20 protein-coding genes and 1 tRNA gene are annotated in these 17,420 nt (G+C 69.8%); 12 read left to right on the plus strand and 9 right to left on the minus strand.

What is annotated here, in order from left to right; all coding sequences use genetic code 11:
• The first annotated feature begins 19 nt into the window (after positions 1 to 19).
• Positions 20 to 799 (plus strand): IclR family transcriptional regulator, encoded by a 780-nt coding sequence (locus BN1193_RS10010; RefSeq protein WP_052460634.1) that lies wholly within the window; start codon positions 20 to 22, stop codon positions 797 to 799.
• 87 nt (positions 800 to 886) lie between these two features.
• Positions 887 to 1,501 carry a LysE family translocator gene (locus tag BN1193_RS10015; RefSeq protein WP_040166125.1) on the plus strand — a complete coding sequence of 205 codons (615 nt, stop codon included), beginning with the start codon at positions 887 to 889 and terminating at the stop codon, positions 1,499 to 1,501.
• Between the two features lie 12 nt (positions 1,502 to 1,513).
• Here BN1193_RS10015 and pdxR read toward each other — a convergent pair whose 3' ends face one another.
• The 3 genes from pdxR to BN1193_RS10030 form a co-directional block, all read right to left on the minus strand.
• Entirely contained in the window at positions 1,514 to 2,893 is a 1,380-nt protein-coding gene (gene pdxR / locus BN1193_RS10020; protein ID WP_094770425.1) for a MocR-like pyridoxine biosynthesis transcription factor PdxR, read from the minus strand.
• A 61-nt stretch (positions 2,894 to 2,954) separates the two neighbouring features.
• On the minus strand, positions 2,955 to 3,437 hold the full coding sequence (locus BN1193_RS10025) for a YbaK/EbsC family protein (protein ID WP_040166129.1): 483 nt from the start codon (positions 3,435 to 3,437) through the stop codon (positions 2,955 to 2,957).
• A 15-nt stretch (positions 3,438 to 3,452) separates the two neighbouring features.
• The gene (locus BN1193_RS10030) at positions 3,453 to 4,256 is read right to left on the minus strand and encodes a class I SAM-dependent methyltransferase (protein WP_040166131.1); all 804 of its coding nucleotides are present in this window, start codon (positions 4,254 to 4,256) and stop codon (positions 3,453 to 3,455) included.
• Between the two features lie 110 nt (positions 4,257 to 4,366).
• Here BN1193_RS10030 and BN1193_RS10035 point away from each other — a divergent pair, with 110 nt between their 5' ends.
• The 3 genes from BN1193_RS10035 to BN1193_RS10045 all read left to right on the plus strand — a co-directional run bounded on the left by BN1193_RS10035 (position 4,367) and on the right by BN1193_RS10045 (position 6,934).
• Positions 4,367 to 4,984: a hypothetical protein gene (locus BN1193_RS10035; RefSeq protein ID WP_052460635.1), complete on the plus strand. Its 618-nt coding sequence runs from the start codon at positions 4,367 to 4,369 to the stop codon at positions 4,982 to 4,984.
• Positions 4,985 to 5,285: 301 nt separating this feature from the next.
• Positions 5,286 to 5,990 carry a hypothetical protein gene (locus BN1193_RS10040; protein ID WP_052460636.1) on the plus strand — a complete coding sequence of 235 codons (705 nt, stop codon included), beginning with the start codon at positions 5,286 to 5,288 and terminating at the stop codon, positions 5,988 to 5,990.
• A 98-nt stretch (positions 5,991 to 6,088) separates the two neighbouring features.
• Positions 6,089 to 6,934: an ion transporter gene (locus tag BN1193_RS10045; protein WP_040166132.1), complete on the plus strand. Its 846-nt coding sequence runs from the start codon at positions 6,089 to 6,091 to the stop codon at positions 6,932 to 6,934.
• A 110-nt stretch (positions 6,935 to 7,044) separates the two neighbouring features.
• Here the strand turns inward: BN1193_RS10045 and BN1193_RS10050 are convergent, their stop codons facing one another.
• Positions 7,045 to 8,457: an MFS transporter gene (locus BN1193_RS10050; RefSeq protein WP_040166134.1), complete on the minus strand. Its 1,413-nt coding sequence runs from the start codon at positions 8,455 to 8,457 to the stop codon at positions 7,045 to 7,047.
• Between the two features lie 132 nt (positions 8,458 to 8,589).
• Here BN1193_RS10050 and BN1193_RS10055 point away from each other — a divergent pair, with 132 nt between their 5' ends.
• Together BN1193_RS10055 and BN1193_RS10060 are read left to right on the plus strand one after the other, a co-directional pair.
• Positions 8,590 to 9,444 carry a helix-turn-helix transcriptional regulator gene (locus BN1193_RS10055; RefSeq protein WP_040166136.1) on the plus strand — a complete coding sequence of 285 codons (855 nt, stop codon included), beginning with the start codon at positions 8,590 to 8,592 and terminating at the stop codon, positions 9,442 to 9,444.
• 2 nt (positions 9,445 to 9,446) lie between these two features.
• Positions 9,447 to 10,160, plus strand: coding sequence for a DUF998 domain-containing protein (locus BN1193_RS10060; RefSeq protein ID WP_052460638.1), 714 nt, complete (start codon positions 9,447 to 9,449; stop codon positions 10,158 to 10,160).
• A 152-nt stretch (positions 10,161 to 10,312) separates the two neighbouring features.
• Here the strand turns inward: BN1193_RS10060 and BN1193_RS10065 are convergent, their stop codons facing one another.
• Entirely contained in the window at positions 10,313 to 10,774 is a 462-nt protein-coding gene (locus BN1193_RS10065) for a winged helix-turn-helix transcriptional regulator (RefSeq protein WP_040166138.1), read from the minus strand.
• Between the two features lie 63 nt (positions 10,775 to 10,837).
• Here BN1193_RS10065 and BN1193_RS10070 point away from each other — a divergent pair, with 63 nt between their 5' ends.
• Positions 10,838 to 12,208 carry an MFS transporter gene (locus tag BN1193_RS10070; RefSeq protein WP_195907844.1) on the plus strand — a complete coding sequence of 457 codons (1,371 nt, stop codon included), beginning with the start codon at positions 10,838 to 10,840 and terminating at the stop codon, positions 12,206 to 12,208.
• A gap of 203 nt (positions 12,209 to 12,411) precedes the next feature.
• Here BN1193_RS10070 and BN1193_RS10075 read toward each other — a convergent pair.
• The 4 genes from BN1193_RS10075 to galU form a co-directional block, all read right to left on the minus strand.
• A tRNA-Ala gene (locus tag BN1193_RS10075) sits at positions 12,412 to 12,484 on the minus strand.
• A gap of 61 nt (positions 12,485 to 12,545) precedes the next feature.
• Positions 12,546 to 13,592 carry a hypothetical protein gene (locus BN1193_RS10080; protein WP_040166141.1) on the minus strand — a complete coding sequence of 349 codons (1,047 nt, stop codon included), beginning with the start codon at positions 13,590 to 13,592 and terminating at the stop codon, positions 12,546 to 12,548.
• Positions 13,593 to 13,664: 72 nt separating this feature from the next.
• Complete coding sequence (locus BN1193_RS10085; RefSeq protein ID WP_040166805.1) at positions 13,665 to 14,294, minus strand: GNAT family N-acetyltransferase; 630 nt, start codon at positions 14,292 to 14,294, stop codon at positions 13,665 to 13,667.
• A gap of 17 nt (positions 14,295 to 14,311) precedes the next feature.
• Positions 14,312 to 15,193 (minus strand): UTP--glucose-1-phosphate uridylyltransferase GalU, encoded by an 882-nt coding sequence (gene galU / locus BN1193_RS10090; RefSeq protein WP_040166142.1) that lies wholly within the window; start codon positions 15,191 to 15,193, stop codon positions 14,312 to 14,314.
• Between the two features lie 49 nt (positions 15,194 to 15,242).
• Here galU and BN1193_RS10095 point away from each other — a divergent pair, with 49 nt between their 5' ends.
• The 4 genes from BN1193_RS10095 (at position 15,243) to BN1193_RS10110 (ending at position 17,419) form a co-directional block, all read left to right on the plus strand.
• A complete protein-coding gene (locus BN1193_RS10095; protein WP_040166143.1) occupies positions 15,243 to 15,830 on the plus strand; it encodes a 5-formyltetrahydrofolate cyclo-ligase in 588 nt (195 codons plus the stop codon).
• 40 nt (positions 15,831 to 15,870) lie between these two features.
• Positions 15,871 to 16,116 (plus strand): FmdB family zinc ribbon protein, encoded by a 246-nt coding sequence (locus BN1193_RS10100; RefSeq protein ID WP_040166144.1) that lies wholly within the window; start codon positions 15,871 to 15,873, stop codon positions 16,114 to 16,116.
• A 31-nt stretch (positions 16,117 to 16,147) separates the two neighbouring features.
• Positions 16,148 to 16,558: a large conductance mechanosensitive channel protein MscL gene (mscL, locus tag BN1193_RS10105; protein ID WP_040166145.1), complete on the plus strand. Its 411-nt coding sequence runs from the start codon at positions 16,148 to 16,150 to the stop codon at positions 16,556 to 16,558.
• Between the two features lie 87 nt (positions 16,559 to 16,645).
• Positions 16,646 to 17,419 (plus strand): MerR family transcriptional regulator, encoded by a 774-nt coding sequence (locus tag BN1193_RS10110; protein WP_094770428.1) that lies wholly within the window; start codon positions 16,646 to 16,648, stop codon positions 17,417 to 17,419.
• Position 17,420 lies beyond the last annotated feature (1 nt).

Consider the following 17,420-nt stretch of genomic DNA (forward strand, 5'->3'; position numbering starts at 1 on the left):
ATCCCAGATAAGGAACACGATGGATGAGAACGCCCGCACCCCGGTCGCGGCCGAACCGCAGGTGCCGGCCGCGGACCAGACACTGCGGATCCTGACCTACCTCGGCCGACAGCGGGGCCCCGTCGCCGCGACCACGATCGCGACCCAGCTGGGCCTGCCCCGATCGACCGTCTACCACCTGCTCGCGACGATGCGCGCTCACGGCTTCGTCGTGCACCTGCCGGAGCAGCGTCGCTGGGGTCTCGGCACCGCCGCCTTCGAGTTGTCCGGCGGCTTCAACCGCCAGCAGCCGCTCGCCCGCCTCGGACGCCCGCTGATTGCCACCCTCTCCGACCGCACCGGCGAGAGCGCGCACCTCGCCGTGCTCAGCGGCCGGGACGTCATCTACCTCGCGGAGGAGCGTGCGCCGCGTCGCCCGGCGCTCGTCACCGACGTCGGCGTGCGGTTGCCCGCGCACCTCACCGCCACCGGTCGGGCGATGCTGGCCGCCCTCCCCCGCGAGCAGGTCACGGCGCTGTACCCGGACGCCTCCGTGTTCGCCAGCCGCACCGACCGCGGACCGACCTCGCCGCGCCAGCTCCGGGAGTCGCTGCGCGAGGTCCGTGCCCGCGGCTTCGCGCAGGAGGACGGCGAGGTCTCGGCCGGGCTGAGTTCTGTCGCGGTCGCGGTGCTGGACCACACCGGTTGGCCCGCCGCCGCCATCGCGATCACCTGGCCGGAGAACATCGCCCGCGACCCGGAGGAGACCGCCGCGGCCGTCCGCGCCACCGCGGACACGCTCGCCGCCCGAATCGCCTGAGCCGCGTCGGCACCGTCGTATTTGGACCAGCCGAAGCGCGACTGTTTGGCTCTTCTCACGGCGCCAAATCGCGAGAAGCCTGGGTCCATGACATGGGAATTCTGGGTGACCTCGATCGTGGTGACGGCGACTCCGGGCACGGGCGCACTGTTCACCGTTGCGGCCGCTCTGACGCGCGGGGCGCGGGCGGGGCTGGTCGCCGCCGCCGGATCCACCCTCGGCATCCTGCCCCATCTGACGCTCGCTCTCTCCGGGGCGGCGGCGCTCATGACTGCGAGCCCGGTGGCGTTCTCCGTCGTGAAATGGCTCGGCGTCGCGTACCTGATCTACCTGGGCTGGGGAACCTGGCGGCAGAGCAGCGTGCTCGCCTCGCCGTCGGACGCTCAGGCTCCACCCACGGCGCTGAGGACGATCGGCAGTGCCGTCCTGGTGAACCTTCTGAACCCGAAGTTGACGGTGTTCTTCTTCGTGTTCCTGCCCCTGTTCGTCGACGCGGATCGACCGGGCGCCGTCGTGGAGATGGCGGCGCTCGGCGCGGTGTTCATGGGGATCACGCTGGCGATCTTCGCCGTCTACGCCCTGGCCGCCGCCCGGTTGCGGAGCTCCGTGATCGGGAAGCCCCGCGTGATGCGCCGACTCAATCGCGGATTCGCCGTGTCGTTCGTCGCGCTCGCCGGCATGCTGGCGTTCGCCCACCCGTAGGCCGGGCGGCCATCACGGCACGAGCGTCCCGAGGGTGGCGATGGCCTGCTCCAAGCGCGGAATCGGGTGCGAACCGTAGGCGATCACGAGTCCCGGCGGTCCCGGTTCGAAGCGATGCCGGGACAGCGGCTGCACGCCGATCCCGAGGTCGCGGGCGCGGGCCGAGATCTCCGCGTCGTCCACCCCGTCCGGGAGACTCACGACCAGGTGCAGCCCGGCCGCGATGCCCGCGATGCCGCAGCCCGGCAGATGTTCGGCGAGAGCCCGGACGGCGGCGTCACGCCGCTCCCGGTGCCGTAGCCGCAGCGAGCGCAACTGACGTTCCAGGGCACCCGATTCGATCAGTTCGGCGAGGACGAGCTGTGGCAGCGCGGGCGAGCCGAGGTCGGTGGCCCAGCGCTTCCGCACGAGATCCTGCCGGAGATGCGACGGCGCGATCATCCACCCGAGACGCAGCGCCGGGGCGAGGACTTTGGACAGGCTCGAGACGTGGACGATGCGGTCGGGCGCCGCGGCCTGCAGAGCGCGCACCGGGGCCCGGTCGTAGCGGTACTCGGAGTCGTAGTCGTCCTCGATGATGAGCCCGTCGACGTCCTCAGCCCAGGCGTGGAGCGCACGGCGACGCTGCGGCGAGAGCACCACCCCGGTCGGGAACTGATGTGCGGGCGTGACCAGGACCGCGCGCTCCCCGCTCGCTGCGAGGCGGTCGACGTTCAGTCCTTCCCCGTCGACGGGGATCGGCGAGATCGTGTCCATCCAGTACTCCAGGACGCGACGGGTGCCGTCTGCGCCGGGGTCCTCGATCGCGCAACCCGTCACGCCGCGGTCGCGGAGCACCTGGGAGAGCAGACTCAACGCTCCGGCCACTCCGGCGGTCACGATCACCGAGTCGGGCGAAACGGTGACGCCCCGACTGCGGGCGAGCCAACCGGCGAGGGCGGCGCGCAGACGCGGCTCGCCCTGCGGATCGACGTACCCGAGCTCGCGGCTCGTCGCGGTGGCCAGCACGAGTCGTTCGGCTCGGAGCCAGGCCGCTCGGGGGAAGGCGCTGAGATCCGGCAGGCCCGAGGAGATGTCGAGCAGGTCCGGCTCCCCCTCCACGTCGGGCGATGGCGTGCGCACCTCCGAAGCCACGGGCGCCGCGGCGACCGTGGTGCCGCCGCCCTGGTTCGTCGCGAGCAGACCCTCATCGATGAGGAGCTGATAGGACGCCGCGATCGTGCCGCGTGCCAGCGACAGCTCCGCCGCCAGGACACGGGTGGCGGGAAGTCTCGTCCCGACCGGAACCGTGCCGCCGGCGATGGCCGCGCGCAGCCGATCGGCCAGCCACCGGGTGCGCCCGCGAGGCGGAGCCTGGTCGGAGACGATCTGGAGGAAGTCGGAGCCGCGCATTTGGCCCATCAGCCTACTCCGGTGGTGGCCCTGCCTGTCGAGCCAAAAGACGGATGCCGAATCAGTCCACGTCCGCGACCGTGCCGCCGGTGAGGCGAACCAACTCGTCGAAGGTGAGCGGGAAGACGGTGTGCGGGGTGCCGCCGGCGGCCCACAGCTCCGGGAACTCCGCGAGCGCGGCGTCCACGACCGTACGGACCGGCGCCGGGTGGCCGGTCGGGGCGACGCCGCCGATGCGCTGCCCCGTGGCGGCGAGCACCTGGTCCGGCGTCGCGCGCTTGAGCTTTCCGGCCCCGATCCGCTCGGCGAGCGCGGCGGTGTCGACGCGGTGCGCACCGCTGGTCATCACGAGCAGCGGCGCGTCGTCGGCCCAGAAGATCAGGCTGTTCGCGATCGCGCCGACCTCGACGCCGAGGGCCGCGGCGGCCAGCGGGGCGGTGGCCGCGGAGTCCGGCAGCGTCACGATGCGGCCGGGGATGTCGGCGCGCTCCAGCGCTGCGGCGACCAGGCGGCTGCGCTCGTTCAGGGCGTCGGTGTCGGTCATCGGTTCTCCTTCGGGTCAGGGGCGGGCGAGGACTTCGCCGTGCGGCAGTTGGAACCATCCGTCCGATGACGCACCCCAGCGCGTCCACCCGTCCGCGATGCGCTGCAGGTCCGCGGTCGTGGCGAGGCCGTACTCCGGGCACTGGCGTGCGAAGTCCGAGTCCACCGCCCGCTCCGCCCACGTCGCTCCCCAGCGTGCGACGCTTTCGTCGTCGGCGTAGGTCCAGGTCGTCCCGGTGACGCTGAGGTCCCGGAATCCGGCCGCCTGCACCCACGAGCGCAGGTGTCGGCCGGCGGCGGGTTCCGCCTCGTTGTGGCGCGCGAGGCGCAGGTACAGCTCGAGCCACTCCGCGAGCTGCGGCTCCCGCGGATACCAGCTCAGCGCCTCGTAATCCACGTCGCGGACCGCGAGCAGACCGTCCGGACGAAGCACCCGCCGGAACTCCCGCAACGCATCCACGGGGCGGGACAAGTGCTGGAGCACCTGGTGCGCATGCACGACGTCCACCGACGCGTCCGGACGATCGAGAGCATAGGCGTCGTCCACGGCGAAGCTGACGTTGGGGATGCCCCGCTCGGCGGCGGCCGTCTGCGCCTGCGCGATCACGGCCGCGCTGGCGTCGATGCCCGTCACGGCGCTGTGGGGGAAGCGTTCGGCGAGCTCCATCGTGATGGACCCCGGTCCGCAGCCGACATCGAGCATGGTCATGCCGTCACGCAGATGCGGCAGGAGGTACGCCGCCGAATCCTCGACCCCGCGTCGTGCGTGCGAGGCCACCACGCTGCGGTGGTGACCGTGGGAGTAGACGTCTGCGCTCATGAGCGTTCCTTCGCGATGGGTGTGCTGGAAGCCTAGTGCGGCCACGTCCGCCCCTCGAACGCGTCCGGGGTACCTAGACTGCGGGCGAGATCCATCCGAGAGGACCCGCCATGACGTACCCGACGTATCCGTCCCAGCCGCCGCAGCCCGGATACGCGCAGCAGCCCGGTTACGGCTATGCCCCGCCCGCACAGCTCGCGGCCCCGGTGGATCCGAATACGCCGACCAACACCGTGTGGATCTGGCCGGCCATGTTCCTCCCGATGCTGCCCGCGCTGGGGCTGTTCTTCGTGGACTGGCCGGGATTGTTCGCCACTATGGAGCACTTCGTGCTGACCGCGCCGAAGAACGCGACCCCCGCGGAAGTCCTGGAACAGGAGATGGTGGTCTTCCAGGCGATGGGCCCGATGGTGTGGGTGAGTATCCTCGTCTACCCGCTGATGGGCCTGTCGGTGCTGTTCTTCTGGCTGGACTGGCGCGAGCTCGGCCGTCGCGGGATCGTGCGGCGCTTCCACTGGGCGTGGGCGTTCATCGGGATCGTCGCTTCCGTCGGCGCGCTGGTCTCGGTGATCGGCCGCACCGTGGTCCTCCGTCAGCAGGGCCTGCGCGCGATGGCGCCCCTGTGGGCTTATATCGCCGCTGCGGCTGTGTCGGTGATCGGCACGGTGGCGTTCTCGGTGTGGCTCATGAGCCAGATGTCCGAGCTCATGATCCGCCTCGCCACCTGACTCACTCGGCTGCCGGCGCGCGACGATCTTCGGTCTGATCAGCCCGGAGCATGGTGGGCGCGAGGGACCTTCGGGCGTGCTTCGTTCCGCCACCCGTCGCACCGAAGGCCCGCCATGACCTCTCGCCGCCCCGGTGGTGCCCCGCTCGGCGGCCGCCGCCTGTGCCTGCGCGATGACAGCGGCGCTGGTGTCGATGCCCGTCACTCGATGGGTGTGCTGGAAGCCCAGTGCGGCCGTGTTCCGCGCCAGAACGCGTCGCGTGTGCGTAAACTGCGGGCGAGATCGATCCGAGAGGCCGCACATGACCTATCCGCAGAACCCGCAGCAGCCCGGACACCAACAGCCGGGGTATGCAACGCAGCCCGGCTACCCGCAGCAGGGTTACCCGCAGCAACCAGGCGTTGGCCAACCCGGATACGCCCAGCCCGCCTATCCGCAGCAGCCCGGCTACGGCTACGCACCGCCGGCCCCGGTGCCGGTTCCGGTCGATCCGAACACGAACACCAACACCGCGTGGATCTGGCTCGCGATGTTCGTCCCGGCGTTGGCGGTGGTGAGCCTGTTCTTCGTGAACTGGCAGGGCATGCTCGACACCGTCCGGCAGGCGATGGAGTCGGCCGCCACCAGCTCCACCGCGCCGGACCAGTTCGCGCTGCAGTCGCAGATGTGGCAGGCCATGGGACCGGCGGTGTGGTTGGGCTTCCTCTCCTACCCACTGATGGTTCTGTCCATCGTGTTCTTCTGGATGGACTGGCGTGAGCTCGGCCGCCGTGGCATCGTCCGACGCTTCCACTGGGCCTGGTCATTCCTGGGCCTGGTCACCGGGGTCGGAGCTCTCGTCTCCGTGATCGGACGCACCGTCGTTCTGCGTCAGCAGGGGTTGCGGGCAATGGCCCCGCTGTGGGCGTACATCGTGTACGTCGCTGTCTCGCTCATCGGCGGCGCGGCCTTCGCCGTGTGGTTCATGAGCGAGTTCTTCCGCATGATCTCGACCGTCGTCAGCTGAGCGTCGCCGAGAGACCCCCTGATCAGCCCGTAGCATGGTGGGCACGGGGGACGTTCGGGCGTGCTTCGTTCCGCCGCCCGTCGCACCGAAGGCCCGCCATGACCGCCGACCGCCCCTGGTACACCCGCTCCGCCGTCGACGCGTTCGTGCACTCCCCCGTGGTGCAGAACGTGATCATCGGAGTCATCCTCGTCAACGCGGCGATCCTGGGCCTCGAGACGGTGCCGGCCCTGCACGAGAGCCTCGGCCCGATCCTGGTGACCGCGGACCGGATCTGCCTCGGCATCTTCGTCATCGAGATCCTGCTGAAGCTCTACGGCCGCGGCTGGCGGTTCTTCACCAACTCCTGGAACGTGTTCGACTTCCTCGTGGTGGCCGTATCGCTGATCCCCGGCGCCGACGCATTCGCCGTGCTGCGCGCGCTGCGCGTCCTCCGCGTGCTGCGGCTGGTCTCGTCGATTCCCGCGCTGCGCCGCGTCGTGGATGCGCTCGTGCGTGCCCTCCCCGGTATCGCCTCGATCGCGGCGCTCCTCGCGATCATCTTCTACGTCAGCGCCGTGATGGCCACGATGCTGTTCGGCTCGCAGTTCCCCGAGATGTTCGGCACCCTGGGGCGGTCACTGTTCACGCTGTTCCAGATCATGACCCTGGACAACTGGTCCGTCATCTCGCGCGACGTGTGGGGCGCCATCCCCTGGGCGCCCGCGTTCTTCGTCCCGTTCGTGCTGATCAGCTCGTTGACCGTGCTGAACCTGTTCATCGCCGTCATCGTGGACGCCATGCAGGGGCTGAACGACGACACCGTCGAGGAGGTCACCGAGGTCATCGCCGCCGAGACCGAAGACGTCGTCGCCGCCGAGGAGGACACCGCCGCCGAGTTGCGACGATTGCGCGCCGAGATCGCCGATCTCGCCGCCCTGGTTCGGCAGTCTCACCGCGCCTGAGGCTCGCCGGCAGAGAACTCGCATCGTTGAGCCGGCTCATCGCCCTCAGCAACCGGTTCCCCGCATCCACCGGACCGCGGCCGACTCTGGGACGGCTCGGTGCCGCGCGATCACTCTGATCGGCGCAGGAGCAGGCAGGACAGCACGAAGACGATCACGGCGGCGACGAGGTCGAGCAGCACGCCGGCCGCGAGCTCGGCCTGTCCCACCCAGCCCGACGACGCCACGATGCCGCCGATGAGGATCACGCCCAGCGACAGCGAAAGCTGCTGCGCGGTGCCGAACAAGCCACCCGACAACCCGGCGGAATGCACGGGCACCTCTCGGACGACACGCTGCGTCAGCGGGGAGAAGATCATCGCCTGCCCTGCTCCCAGCAGCAGCAGCGGGAGCTGCAGGAGCCACGGCAGCTGCGGCGTCCAGGCGAGCAGAACGGTGAGGGCGATCCCGATCAACGCGATGGTCTGGATCAGGACACCCCACATCAGCGTGGCATCCCCCAGCCGCCGCTGAATACGCGAGAGCCGCAGTGAGATCACGGTGAACACGGCGGCGAACGGGAGCATGGTGAGCCCCGATTCAAGCGGCGTCATGCCCAGGCCGTCGTCGAGCGCCCGCGGGATGACGTACAGCACAGCGCCGAAGCCGATGAAGAACAACCCTGCGGCCGTGAGGCCGAGTTGCAACGGACGCAGGCGGAGGATCTGCGGTGGCAGCAGCGGGATGCGTCCGCTTCGTTCGATCCGGCTCTGGTGCTGCCACAGAATGACGAGCATGCCGACGCCCGCGAGGAGTGCGAGAACGATCGGCCAGGACCATCCCAGCGCCGGACCGAAGGTGAGAGCGGAGATGATGAGCAGAATCCCGACCGCCAGTTCGACCGTCCCCGCCACGTCGATCGCAACCGGTTCGTGCACGACGCTGCGTGGCGCGAATCGGGAGAGCACGACCGCCAGGCCCGCGAGCAGCGCGGCGACCCAGTACACCGCCCGCCATCCGGCGATCGGGCCGAACGATGCGCTGGCCAGCGTTCCGCCGATCACCTGTCCCAGGGCGGAGCCGATGCCGCCGCTCGCGCTGAAGGCGGAGATGGCGCGAACCCGGGCAGCCCCCGTGCTGGTCGCCTGGATCACAGCGAGCACCTGCGGCGATCCCAGAGCCACGCCGATGCCCTGCGCGGCGCGCGCCGCCAGGAGCGTTTCGACACTCGGCGCCAGCGAGCAGGCGATCGCGCCCATCAGGAAGGCCACCATCCCGATGAGGAAGAGCCGGTGACGTCCGAACCGATCGCCCAGCCGACCGCCGATGATCAGCAGCACGGCGAACGGCACGCTGTACGCGGCGACGACGAGCTCCAGCATCGCATCCGACATGCCCAGGTCGGTCCGAACCGCGGGGAGGGTGACCGTCACGGCGTTGAATGCGTACGATCCGATCCCGGGCGCGAGGACCAGGCCCAGATAGCGCCAGGCGGGCGGGGGAGTTTCGGAGGCGGGCTGAACGGGAACAGTTGCTGTGGACACCCCACCACCTTCGAACGACCGGATTCCTGGTACCAGGAGTGCGCTCATCCTGGTACCAACAGTGCCCCTCTCAGAGGTCTGCGAGGGCCTGCGAAGACACCGCGGCATGGAGAATGGGTCCGGGGGTGAGCCATGGCGAAGACCAGTGATCGTGAAGAGTTCGCGGCATACCTGCGGTCTCGGCGCGAGCGGCTCCGTCCCGCGGATGTCGGACTGCCTGACGGATCACGTCGACGCGTGGCGGGCCTGCGGCGGGAAGAGGTGGCCCAGCTCGCCGGCGTAGGCCTCACCTGGTACACCTGGCTCGAACAGGCGCGTCCCATCGCGGCATCCGAACAGGTGCTGGCAGCCATCGCGCGCGCGCTGCAGCTCACCCCGGACGAACGCGATCATCTCTACGCCCTCGCGGGGCTCGCCATCCCCGACCGCGAAGGGCGCAGCTGCGTGCGGGCGACGCACCTGGACCTGCTGGAGCGGGTCCTCCCGTATCCTGCCGCGATCCAGACGGCGCGATTCGACGTCCTCGCGTACAACCGCACCTACCGATTCCTGTTCAACGACCTCGACGACATCCCGCCGCAGCACCGCAACTGCGCACGTCTCATGTTCACGGACCTGCACTGGCAACGCGCCCATCTCGATGCGGATCACGCACGGGAACGCATCGTGGCGCGGTTGCGATCCGCCTACGGTCGCCACCGCGATGAACCGACCTGGATCGGTTTCATCAGCGAGATGCGTCAACTGTCCCCCGGTTTCGGCGAGATCTGGGACCGTGGCGACGTCGCGACGGAAGCGAACGCGCTCAAGCGCATCCGTCACGCCCGTGTCGGCGTGCTGCACCTCAGTATGACGAGCACGTGGCTGGACGAAGGGCACGGTACCCGACTGGTGTGGTTCACTCCGGCGGACGAGGCCACGGTCCCGCGCCTGACCCTGCTCGACCAGCAGGCACATCAAGCCGCGGCCTATACGGCCGCAGGATGACCATGACGCACCCCACAGGTCGGACCCGGTCCTCCCCCGCCCCGTCCTCGTCCCTCGGCCCACTGTCCACGACGGGCGCACTCTGGGTCATCGGCCCCGCCTGGTACGTGCTGTGCGAGGCGATCGCCGCAGCCGCCTTCCCCGGTTACAACTACGCCACGTTCTACATCAGTGACCTCGGCGTGCCCACCTTCGGCGACTTCCAAGGACGAGACCTGCACTCCCAAGTGCCGGCCGTCATGGATGCGGGCTTCATCGGAGTCGGACTCTTCTTCCTGCTGGGCGCCCTCCTGCTGCTCCCCCGGTTGACCAACCGGCGTGCGGCCACGTGGTTCAGCATCATCGCCGTCATCCACACGGCGGGAATCACCTTCGTCGGTCTCGTCCCGGGTTCCCCCGAGAACGTCGCGCTCGGACTCATCACCATCCACGTCCTCGGAGCGACCGCCGCCATCGTCGCCGGCAACGCCGCCGCCATCGTGTCAACCGCCGCTCTCCACGGACTGGGCCTGCCCGCCTGGCATCGCAGGTCGGGACCGATACTCGGCGCGCTGGGCCTCGCCGGCAGCGTCCTGCTGACACTGCACTTCTGGCTCCCGGACGGCGTCTGGGAACGAGGCGCGGTCTACCCCTTCATGATCTGGCAGTTCATCACCGGCATCCTCCTCATCAGGAACAATGACCGGCCCGGACACCTCCCGGCCGCCGGGGAGTGACCGCCGGCCCGGGCTGAGGACCCGTGGACCGCGATGATCCGCGCCACGGACCTCGCCTCCGCCATCCGCGGGCGGCCTCGCCGCACTGGTTCGGCGGCCGCAGCGCGCCGGGCTTCCGCCCACTCCCGACGGTTCGTGCGGGGTCCGGCGAGTCAGTTGCCGACCGGCACCGGGTCCATCTGGATGTCCGTGATGCCCAGCGCCCGTCCCGTGGCGGACTGCACGGCGACCTGCACCGGCTCACCGTCCGGACCGATCGGACGCAGGCCGGCTTCGGCATGCTCGAGGTGTCGCTGACCCCACAGGAACAACCCGAGGATCACCGGGAGCAACTCCTGACCAGAGGCGGTGAGCTCGTACTCGTGCCGGAGGCGGGACCCCGACTCCTGATACGGGACGCGGCGAAGTACGCCGATCTCAACGAGTTCCTGCAGCCGCTTCGCGACCGTCGCCTCGGAGATGCCGGTGTGCTCGACGAATGCGTCGTATCGGCGGTCGCCGTAGAACGCCTGCCGAAGCAGCAGGATCGAGGCCCGGGACCCCAGGGCCGTCATCGCGCAGTCGATCGGGCACCCCGGACCGGGCGAGGGCACGGCATCTGTTCCGAGTGTCATGTCCCCACTCTACCCTGACTTGAGATGAGTGAAGTCATGCCGCTACTCTCTGACTTTATGCAGATGAAGTCAGAAGCGATTCGCCGCTGGGCCGTCCTGATGGTCGCGGGCACCGCGCAGTTCCTCGTCCTTTTGGAATCCACGATCATCAACGTCGCGATTCCCACGATCGGTGATCGCCTCGGCGACGGAGGATGGCTGGTCTGGGTCCTGAGCGGCTACCTGCTCGCCTTCGGTGGCCTGCTCCTCCCCGGCGGCGCGTGGTCCGATCGCACGGGTCGCCGGCCCGTGTTCTTGGGCGCGCTGACCGGCTTCGCGATCACAAGCATCGCGTGCGCGCTCGCGCCGACCATCGAGGTCCTCGTGGGCGCGCGGTTGGTGCAGGGAGCGTCCGCGGGCGTTCTCGCCGCCAGCGCGCTCGGTGTCGTCATCGCCCGGTACAGCCGACAGCGTGAGCGCGCGATCGCCCTGACGATCTGGAGTGCGCTCGGTGTGGTCGGCGCGGTCATCGGCAGCCTCATCGCGGGGCCCCTCATCTCGTGGTTCGGCTGGCCCGGGGTGTTCTGGATCAACGTCGCCGCGGTGCTGCTGCTCATGCCGTTCGCACTGCGAACGATTCAACGTGGGGAGAGCCACACGTCGTCCGCGCGATCCTGGCCTGCCGGCGTCGTCGCCGCCGGCGCCGCGGCGATCCTCGCCGGACTCAGCATCGCGGAGAGGAACCCGCTTCCCGGGGCCGCCCTGGCCGTGGTGGGGGCGGGCGCACTCGTCACGACCGTGCTCGCGCAACGTCGTGCGGTCGCTCCGGTTCTGCCGGTGCACCTCTTCAGCCTCGCCGCCTACCGGACGGCCACGCTGGGCTTGTTCGCGGTGAACGGGTTGATGATCGCCGCGATGTTCGCGTACTCGACGCATCTGCAGCAGCACTACGGACTGACCGCGCAGGGCGCATCGTTCGCGGTCGCGCCGATGGCGATCGCATCGCTGGTCGTCGCCGTCCTCGCCGACACCGTCATCACCCGTCTCGGGGCGACCGCGACGTTCCGTCTCGCCGGCGCAGCACTCCTGGTCGGCACCGGCACGGTGTTCGCCGTGGCTCTGACGGACGCCCCGTGGGGATGGCTCATCCTGGGTGGCCTGCTCATCGGCGCCGGTCTCCCGGGTGCGTTCGTCATCTCGAACCGGCGCGCGTTCGCCGACGTCGCCGGCGATGAGGCGGGCGCCGCGTCCGGGTTCACCACCATGATCACCACGCTCGGCGGCGCCACCACCGTCGCCGCAGCCGGGCTTGCGGCTTCCCTCTCGCCCTACGTCGGCCCGTACGCCGTGCTCCTGCTCGCCGCAGCCGTGATCGTCGCACTCTCCCTGCCGCGCACGGGCCCTCGAGAGGACTCCGCGGTCCCGGCCGCCGGACCGGCCACCGAGACCCGCTGACGCCCGTGCGCACCCGCGCTGAGGATCGCGCCCGATTCCGACACTTCCCCGCGCGGATTCCTGTCGCGGGTGGGAGCGATACCGGCATCGCTCCCACCCGCGGCACTTTTCGGGCCCGGAAAGCGCCGATTCCGGGAGCAAAATGAGTCCGACAGCACACACGACGAAGGCCCCGCCGGAGTGGCGAGGCCTTCGTCTTTCGGTGGACCTGAGGGGATTCGAACCCCTGACCTCTTCATTGCGAACGAAGCGCGCTACCAACTGCGCCACAGGCCCGAAGACGTGTACGAGCCTATCATGACGGAACCGCCCCGAATGACCACCGCGGCGGGTCGTGTCAGCTCGCGGCGCGGCGCGCGAGCAGGTCACGCACGTGCGCCTCGACGGCCTCGTCATCGATGTAGCCCATGCGCGTGAACGGCGAGGCTTCCTCGGCGCGCGCGGCCGGACGGGCGGTGTCGATGCGCACCGGAGCGTCCTGCTCGGCCTTCTGCCGCGCGGCCTCCTCCAACGCCACGCGCCGCAGCGCGGCGTGTGCGTCGATGCGGTCCTGAGCGACCGCGGCCCGAGAACCGGCGACGTTCGAAAGCGGATTGGGCAGCTGGCGAGGCGTCCAGCGCGGTGCGGGCTCATCGTGCAGCACCCACTCGCGACGCGGCTCGGCCACGACCTCGACGGGGGCGGCCATCGGTACGACACGGCGACGGGCGCGGCGCGCGACACCGGACATCTTCTGCAGCACACCGAGAGCGACCACAGCGGCGACCGCGCCGCCGAGCAGCGCCCAGGGCTGGGCGAACGTCAACTGCAGCCACACGCCAGCCGCAGCGATGAGCAGTCCGAGCAGCAGGACCACGGTCGCACTCGCACGCAGGCGACGGCGGGCACGCGCCTGCGCGACGCCGGACAGTCGCAGCGCCTCCGCGGCTTCCGCCCGTCGACGTGCGAGATCACGACGCTCCGCCGCGGCGGCGGCCATCGCCTCCTCACGAGCGAGTTCCGCTTCGGCGGCGACGCGGTCACGCTCGGCCGCGGACGCGATGCGGGCGACCTCCTGCTCCTGCGTGACGCGGATCCGCTCCAGCTCCCGCCGGCGGTCGGCTTCGTCACGGACACGGTCGCGCTCGACGCGCACGCGCTCGGCCTCGGCACGACGCGCCAGCTTGGACTGCTCGTACGCCGTCCGCGCGTCCAGCTCGAGGTTCATCTCCGTCGGGTTCTCGCTGGTCTCCGCCAGAATCCGCAGCGCCTGGCTGAGCCGCACGGCGTTGCGCTCGGTCGCGTTGAAACGCCCCCGGGAGTACCAGGACGGCACGAGGTAGACGAGCCAGAGCACAGCGGCGATCGCGAGGATCACACCTCCGCCGAGAATCGGGACGTCCATGTCCCCCACGGTACGGGAATGGCCCGGTGGGACCGCGAACATCTCCGCGCGTGTCGCGCGAGTCCGGACCCGTCAGGAACGCAGGCGATCCGCCGGCGGGATCGCCGCCGCGGACTCGGGAGCAGCCCCCTGCAGCCACCGCGAGAGCACCCCCTGCGGGACGTCCTCCGTCGTCAGCGCGAACGAGTAGTGGTCACGCCAATCGCCGTCGATGTGGATGTAGTGGCGTCGCAGTCCCTCGTACCGGAACCCGAGCTTCTCCACGACGCGCAGGCTGGGACCGTTCTCCGGCCGGATGCAGATCTCCATGCGATGCAAGCGCAGTTGCGTGAACGCGATGTCCGTCGCGAGCGCGACGGCCGTCGGCGTGATCCCGCGTCCGGCGAACCGCTCCGCCACCCAGTATCCGATCGTGGCCGAGTTCAGCGACCCGCGAGCGATGCCCCAGATGTTGAGCTGGCCGCACACCTCGCCGTCGGATTCCACCACGAACGGCACGCCGCTGCCGTCGCGGTACTGCTGCAGCAGTCGACGGATGCCCAGGCGCATGTCGAAGGAGATCGAACCGCCCGGCACCGTGGCCTCCCACGGCCGCAACCAGGCGCGGTTGCTCAGCAGCTCATGCTGCAGCGTTCTGGCGTCCTTGACCTTCACCAGGCGCAACGACACATCTCCGTGCCGGCTCGTGATCTGCTGGTCCATCTCGCCCCGCAACGCTCTCAGAGGGTTTTCGCGAAGTCCTTCAGCCAGGCCCGCAGCTCCGGACCCAGGTCCTCCCGCTCGCACGCCAGCTGCACGATGGCCTCGATGTAGTCCAGCTTCGCGCCGGTGTCGAACCGACGACCGCGGAAGACGACGCCGTACACGCCGCCCTCACCGCGCGCCTGCTCCTCGAGCGCGTCGGTGAGCTGGATCTCGCCGCCCTTGCCGGGTGCGGTGTGCTCGAGGATCGGGAAGATGTCCGGGCTGAGCACGTAGCGTCCGATCACGGCGAGGTTGGACGGCGCCTCCTCGCGGGAGGGCTTTTCCACCATGCCCGTGATGCGGACCACGTCATCCTCATCGGTCGGCTCGATCTGCGCGACGCCGTACAGGTGGATGTGCTCCGGCGGAACCTCCATCAGCGCCACGACCGAAGCACCGCGCTTGGTGTGCTGGTCGATCATGCGCGACAGCAGGTCTTCCTTGGCGTCGATCAGATCGTCACCCAGCATCACGGCGAACGAGTGATCGCCGACGTGAGACTTCGCCCGCAGGACCGCGTGACCGAGACCCTTCGGGTCGCCCTGCCGGACGAAGTGGATGTCCGCCAGCTCGCTCGGCGCCATCACCTGGGCGAGCTTGGTCGCGTCGCCCTTCAGCTCCAACTGCGCTTCCAGCTCCGGAACCGAGTCGAAGTGGTCCGAGATGGAGTTCTTCCGACGGCCGATGATGACCAGCACGTCATCGATCCCCGCCTTCACCGCCTCCTCCACCACGTACTGGATCGCCGGCTTGTCGACGACCGGGAGCATCTCCTTCGGCATCGCCTTCGTGGCGGGAAGGAAGCGCGTCCCGAGGCCGGCGGCGGGGATGACGGCCTTGATCGGCAGATTCGACATCCCCCCACTCTAGACGGTGCCCCCATCGTGTCCCTCTACAATCAAGGTCATGGTCGGAGACATCGAAGCCGAGAAACGCGCCATGCGCGCCGAGGTGCGCGAGCGACGCCGGGCCCTGTCCGAGCCTCAGCTCGAAGCCGCCGCGGCCGGCATCACGGAGCAGCTCGACCGGCTGGTGCAAGCGCACGACGCCCGGAGCATCTCCTGCTACCTCTCCTCCCCGATGGAGCCGGGCACACGCCCCTTCATCAACGCCGCCATGGACCGCGGACTGCGCGTCCTGCTGCCCGTCACCCGCGCCGACGGGCTACTGGACTGGACGGTCGCGAGCCCGGAGGGTGACGAGTTCCTCGGTCCGCTCGGCATCGCGGAGCCGACCGGAGAACTGCTCGGCCCGATGGCCGTGGACACGGTCGATCTGCTGCTGATTCCGGCCGCGGCCGTCGGCGCGGACGGCAATCGCCTCGGCTGGGGCCGCGGCTACTTCGACAAGACGCTGGGCTCGATGACCAAGTGTCCCCCCGTCTACGCGGTCCTGTTCGACTCGGAACTCGTCGACGAGGTCCCTCGCGAAATCCACGACCGTCCGGTCGACGGGGTCGTCACCCCGACCCGGACCGTCACGCTTCACCCCTGACGCGCCGCACGGCGCACGCACGCAGAAAGAACTCCTCACCATGCCCACCTACGCCTACGCCTGCACGAATTGCGGGCACCGCTTCGACGCGATCCAGTCCTTCTCCGACGCCGCACTGACCACGTGCCCGGAGTGCGGTGGCGCGCTTCGCAAGGACTACGGGACCGTCGGGGTGACCTTCAAGGGCTCGGGGTTCTACCGCACGGATTCCCGCGCGCCTGGTGGCGACGCGGCCGCATCTGCGTCATCATCGTCTACCGGGGCGTCTGCCTCACCCGCGGCATGACCGCTGCGGTCAGCGATATCGGGGGTCAGCAATGATCAAGGGCTTCAAAGAGTTCATCATGCAGGGGAACGTGATCGACCTCGCAGTCGCGGTCGTCATCGGAACTGCATTCGGCAACATCGTCAACGCCGTCGTCTCGGCGGTCATCAACCCGCTGGTCGCGCTGTTCTTCGACTCGAAGAGCACCGAGGGTGCGGGCCCGACGATGACCGGCATCTACGGACAGCCCGTGCTGTTCCCGCTGGGCGATCTCATCTCTGCCGTGATCAGCTTCATCGCCACGGCCCTGGTGGTGTACTTCGTGTTCGTCGTGCCGATGAACAAGTTCAAGGAGCGCCAGGCCGCCAAGGCCGGCGTCGTCGAGGAGGAGCTGCCGACCGAGGCCGAGCTGCTCGTCCAGATCCGCGACCTGCTCCAGAAGGACGGCAACGTCGCGCGATAGCGCACAGCGTTCCGGAAGGCGTCACCCCCGCGGGGTGGCGCCTTCCGCGTATCCGGGCTTGCAGCTGACACCGTGTGAAGGGGTGGAGTGGAAGACGACATGTTGAGCATCGGCGAATTCGCACACGCCACGGGGGTCTCCCGGCGCATGCTGCGCCATTGGGAGGACCAGGGGCTGATCGTCCCGGCCGAGGTCGACGAGCGCACCGGCCATCGTCGGTACGCCCGACGGCAGGCCGGTCGGGTGCGCGCGATCGCCGCTCTGCGAGCGTCCGGTTTCGGCCTGGACGACATCGCCGGGCTGCTGGACTCGGACCTCACCGAGTCCGGCTTGGTGGCGCTCCTGCGTCGTCGCGAGGCGGAACTGGCCGCCGAACTCGCCGTGACCTCAGCACGTCTGGCCGAGGTGCGATCGCGCCTGGCAGCGATGACGGAAGGACGACACCTCATGACCGCTCTCACTCTCACCCCACTCCCGGCGCTGCACCTCCTCGGTGCTACGGAGGACGTCACCGACGAGACCGAGATCCCGGACGCCGCGGCACGCCTGCGCACGGCCGCGGGAGCACCCGCGAACGTCGATCTCGTGCAGTGCTTTGACGGCAGTGCGCGGACGGACCGCATCACCGTCACCGTGGGCACGCCGGCGCCGGCCGGCACGGCCGCGACCATCACGATCCCGGGCGCCGACCACGCCGCCACCATCACTCTCGACGCGGCCCCGGAGCGCATCGCCGACGCGTGGATCCACCTCGACGCCGCGCTGGCCGCCCGGTCCCTCCGCGCCACCGGGCCGTACCGGCACACCATCCACGTGGACGGGACCGTGACCCTCGCCGCCCCTGTCCTGCCCGTGGATTGAC

Source organism: Microbacterium gorillae (assembly GCF_000826185.2).
Taxonomy (GTDB): Bacteria; Actinomycetota; Actinomycetes; order Actinomycetales; family Microbacteriaceae; genus Microbacterium; species Microbacterium gorillae.